General features: G+C 37.7%; 4 protein-coding genes. All 4 read right to left on the bottom strand.

Translation table 11 applies throughout. The features are described from left to right. The coding region (locus NC99_RS05345; protein ID WP_204374907.1) for a hypothetical protein at positions 1 to 596 on the bottom strand (596 nt) is incomplete at its 3' end. Between the two features lie 313 nt (positions 597 to 909). Continuing rightward, a complete protein-coding gene (locus NC99_RS05340) occupies positions 910 to 1,671 on the bottom strand; it encodes a hypothetical protein (RefSeq protein ID WP_157624489.1) in 762 nt (253 codons plus the stop codon). Between the two features lie 194 nt (positions 1,672 to 1,865). Continuing rightward, positions 1,866 to 3,134: an nSTAND1 domain-containing NTPase gene (locus tag NC99_RS05335; protein WP_053180623.1), complete on the bottom strand. Its 1,269-nt coding sequence runs from the start codon at positions 3,132 to 3,134 to the stop codon at positions 1,866 to 1,868. Between the two features lie 454 nt (positions 3,135 to 3,588). Continuing rightward, positions 3,589 to 4,134, bottom strand: a complete 546-nt coding sequence (locus NC99_RS05330) for an ORF6N domain-containing protein (protein ID WP_204374906.1) — start codon at positions 4,132 to 4,134, stop codon at positions 3,589 to 3,591. Positions 4,135 to 4,397 lie beyond the last annotated feature (263 nt).

Genomic DNA, 4,397 nt, shown 5'->3' with positions numbered 1-4,397 from the left:
CTTATGAACCTGACTTTACTTTTATTGACGAGAAAGCAGAGAATATATCTGTCGTCAAAAAGTTGAAATGAAGTTTTGAAATGCTTTGTCAAGTAGATTTTAAAATCTTCTTCTTTGTACCCCTTTCGTCCACGTCTCCCTCTTTGCGGAAATTTAATAATGCAATTCGGTTTAGGCATTATCACATAAGGGAATTTAAGCGGCTCTGTTTGTTCAAAAAGATTTATCGGATTGTATCCGATAAATTTTGGTTTTGACGGTTCGGGAATTGGTTCAACTTGGGGTGGTGGTGGAACTACGAGTTTTGGCTTAATCTCTTGCTTAATTTCTCCTACAACTTCTTTCCTAATTTCTGTTCTCTGCTTTTTAGTCTGTGGTATTGGTGTCGCTGTCGTTGGTTTTATCGGAACTTCAGCTTTTTTCGTTCCTGTTATTGGTAGCTGAATTTTATTCTTCCCCTTCTTCTGCTTCTCACGAATTATGAACCAAATCAAAATTGCAAGTACGATAAGTGAAAGGATAACATACAAAATAAAATTATCGGCCTGTCCTGATGCAGTCGAAAGTGTGTCTAAGGTATCTGTCGTTTCCTTCATTGGTTAATTTTATTCTGTCAATTTGATGTTAGCACGGTCACCCTAGAATGACGCATAACCAGTTAATATCCCGAAGTTATTATGCTTTTTTGTTTGTCGTTTCATCTCGTTTTATTTCTATTTGAATGTTCAGCCGGCGGAGCGGGTTAAGAGTTCAGATGCCCCATCCGGTCCGGCCTCAAACCGCCTGCTTTGGTACATATCCCGATGAGCCGGGTCCAGCCGCAAACCGCCTGCTTTAGTGCATATCCCGATGAGCCGGGGTAATCGCTGGGCGTTGCACGCCACTCATATTCCTATTTATTGGCGGTAGTTATTTTCCATTCTTTTTAATTTGATTTAGAAGCGGCAATCTTTTAAATGTCTCTTTAATTAAAGAAACGAATGACCTGTCGCTAATTCTATCATCGTTTCTAAGTTGCAAAATCCCAACAAGACCAATTATTAATATCCCCCCAATTAAAATTATTGGGAAAAGATACCAGACTACGGTTTTAGATAGAACTCCGAGTCCACTTATTATAATGATTGCAGCCACTAAATAAAATGACCCCGAGAGCCAAGGATTATTTCTTTTCATTATTTGTTTTTTCTTTCCTATAAAATCTTTAAGCCTTTCTGCAATATTCTCAATGTCAAGTAGGTTAACGGCCATATCTCTTGTGTCACCATAAATATTTTCGACTAAATCAAAATTTTCATTCCCATAATCTTTATAATCGTATTCATTGTGCCAAAGTTTTCCAATTTTTACATTGATTTCTTGAGCAACAGTTGAAATTCTTTTTAATCGATTTACGTGGTGTTCCAAAACCTCAATGTCCAAATCTTTAGGAATGTCTTCTAGTTCAGCGATTACTGTATTATAATGTCGAAGTGAATATGCCACAATACTTTTGAAATTATTTGGCACATTCTTTTTCCAATATTCATTTAATGTCAGTACGTCAATATTTTGTTGGATTGAGTCTCTGAACGAAATAGCTCGTTCTCTTTCTTCAACCAAGTCCTTTAAAATGTCAGAAAATGATTGATGGTTATAATCAGTCATTCCACCTAAAAGTCCTTTTGCCATTTTTGTCTTTTTGTAATAACCGCATAGAGTAGAGCCTGACAGCCCACCCAATAATTAACACACGTAAATGTACAAATTATGAGTTGCCTGTCACTCCCTCCTCCCTAGTTTCGCTCACTAAGTTCTGCAAGGAACAATCCGGTGGCTCATACTGGGCACTGCGTGCCGCTTAAAGTCCCATTTATTGGAAGTAGTTATTGATTACTAAAAATCCAAGGTCTAGCTTTTACATATGTCAAAAACAATGAGTCCTTGAAACGATAATATCGATCTCTGACTTTTATGATTTCAGCGCCATAATCTTCTGTAACCATTTGACCAACATATTGACTTGGATTATCAACTTGCTTGTCTATAGCAATTTTATAAGCATCACCTGTATGAACTTCACCGTCCACTTGAACGCAACTTGCTAACGATTTTAAAGTCGCTTCACGTTGATAAGATGATGCTACTGTTTTTTTGTATCTTCCTTCGAGTACCGGATCTGCTTCTTTTTCTGCAATATTCTTTAAAGTTTGTTCGATGTAACTATCATCCAATTCGTATATCCCCTCTAAATAAGCAGATCGATAGGCCTGTTTACCAATGAGATGAATAATATATGGGTGACCATTTGCAAGTGAAACCATTTTATTGATCGCATTATCGGTAAACGTTATATAACTGCCCACTGATCTTTCTGCATTTTTGATAATTTCCGTTAATTCTTCTGGCGACATGGAGGGTAAATTGATAACACTTCCTGCAAATAACCTATCGGAACTTTCATGTTCTTTAATAAGTGTCTGAATATCATTCGCAACTCCAATTATGCAGAATTTTAATCCAGGAGCATTTGTCGCGAGAGATTTTAAAAGTCTTGCAAAACCTTTCGGATTTTCAATTTGGTCAAACTCATCCACGACAATTAGAATTCCATCTTTGGCAATCTTTAGCTTCAAAAGGTCGGTAATCACATTCTGAAAGATTACATCAACTTGATGTTCGCTGACAGCGGATTTTTGGGAAGTTTCAGAAATTCCTTCGCCACCAGCTTTTATAAGTCTCAAGTCGATTCCAGCATTAATTTTATCTATTTCCTTTTTTGCAGTAGGAATTTCATAAATCCATTCAAGCAAACAATCCCTTGTTGTTAACAGTCGAACTAGCAAGTCCTGAATATCATTCACAGCATTTCCACAAGCAATATAAATGGCTAAAAAGTCGAGCTTCTCATCGTTTTGGATTTCGAGCTTTTTAAGTAATTCGTTATTTCCTTGGCTTATATTGATTATTTGCCTCGCTAAGGAAGATTTTCCGATGCCTCTATTACCGACAACTGCAATATTTGCTCCTTCTGAAATAAGAGCAGAAAATGAATCAATAACATGAGCTTTTCTGCCTGCAAAATTTTCGGCATTCAAAATTTCTTTCGCAGGCAAAAAAGCATTTTCTATTTGTCTTAAAGATATTTTGTCCATAAGTGTCTAATCTTTTAATTACCGCTAACATTTCTGTATATATGTACCTGGTACATTCATCAAGTTAGTTCCTGATTGCAATAAAAGGATGTGCCGTCGATATGTGCGAGTGCATAAACTAATGAGATATGGAGATGTTGAATGTATGTTTTTGGAGGGCATTCAGGTGTCGTTTTCATTATCAGTTAATTATTTGGTGCCAGAAAGTTACAATAATTCTGAATAAAAAATCAGCGGAAGTGAAAAATGTTGATAAATTGTGTTTTCGGTGGGTCTGGAAGCCGAGTCCACCAAATTGAGCTGTAGTAAGGCAAATATTTAACTCGTTTGTCTGGGGCATTGCGTACCATGGCTTGCAAAACCGTACCAGCAGGGTTTACTTTTTTTTAGTGATGACAAATCACGAGCTAAAAAAGCCCAAAAATGACAAATTCCGGTTACTCCGACTTTTTATTTATTCTTTTGGTTTGATAAACCCGATGGGGTTGCGTGATTTGACAGCAAGTTGTTGCTTCATTGCCAGTTGGGTCAACGCGATATAGATGTCATCAAACTTCTTTTCATTTTCTTCGTCGATCTCTTCCAGGGCTTTGATGCGCTCCTTAATTTCTTCCAATTCCCCGGAAAGAGATGATGGAGCAGCTTGGATCATATACTTCCGGATAGCGACAAAGGCTCGCATAATACTAATGTTCACCTCAATAGCTTTATCAGAATTGAGGATGCCACTTAACATGGCCAAACCTTGTTCAGTGAATGCGGAAGGAGGTTTTCTAGAACCTCCCCAACTTGAAGTCACAAATTGTGACTTCAAGATTCCCCATTCTGCCTCTGTAAGTTTGAACATAAAATCAGCGGGAAACCTCTTTGAATTTCGCTTAACTGCCTGATTAAGCACCTTGGTCTCAACTTCGTATAGTTGAGCCAGATCGAAGTCCAACATGACCTGCTGGCCCCTGATTTCGTGAATTTTGCTTTGAATGACTTGTAAGTCCATCATTTAATCATTTTCCCTCGCCAATCAGAAGTAGATGGATATGACATAGGGGTTTTTTCCTGGGGTATTTTTGCAAACGTGCGGTTTTCCCTTGCGCCACTTTTTGATATTTGAAGTATTCTCTGATAAGAATGGATTGCCGCAGTCGCCTTGAAAAAGACTACTTCCTCGCTTTCAACAGCTTTTCAAGGATGGCATTCTTTTCTTTTTCCAGTTCGAGCATACGTTCGTAAAGGGCTTGCTTCTCTCTGCTCAATTCCAAAATC

Origin of the sequence: Sunxiuqinia dokdonensis, assembly GCF_001270965.1 — a bacterium.
GTDB classification, from domain to species: Bacteria; Bacteroidota; Bacteroidia; order Bacteroidales; family Prolixibacteraceae; genus Sunxiuqinia; species Sunxiuqinia dokdonensis.
Note: the sequence above shows the minus strand (reverse complement) of the source record. Positions and strands in the feature narration are given on the sequence as shown.

Bases quoted from the DNA above. Each gene is read 5' to 3' on its own strand.
- NC99_RS05340 (WP_157624489.1), bottom strand. From the start codon at position 1,671: ATGGCAAAAGGACTTTTAGGTGGAATGACTGATTATAACCATCAATCA.
- NC99_RS05335 (WP_053180623.1), bottom strand. From the start codon at position 3,134: ATGGACAAAATATCTTTAAGACAAATAGAAAATGCTTTTTTGCCTGCG.
- NC99_RS05330 (WP_204374906.1), bottom strand. From the start codon at position 4,134: ATGATGGACTTACAAGTCATTCAAAGCAAAATTCACGAAATCAGGGGC.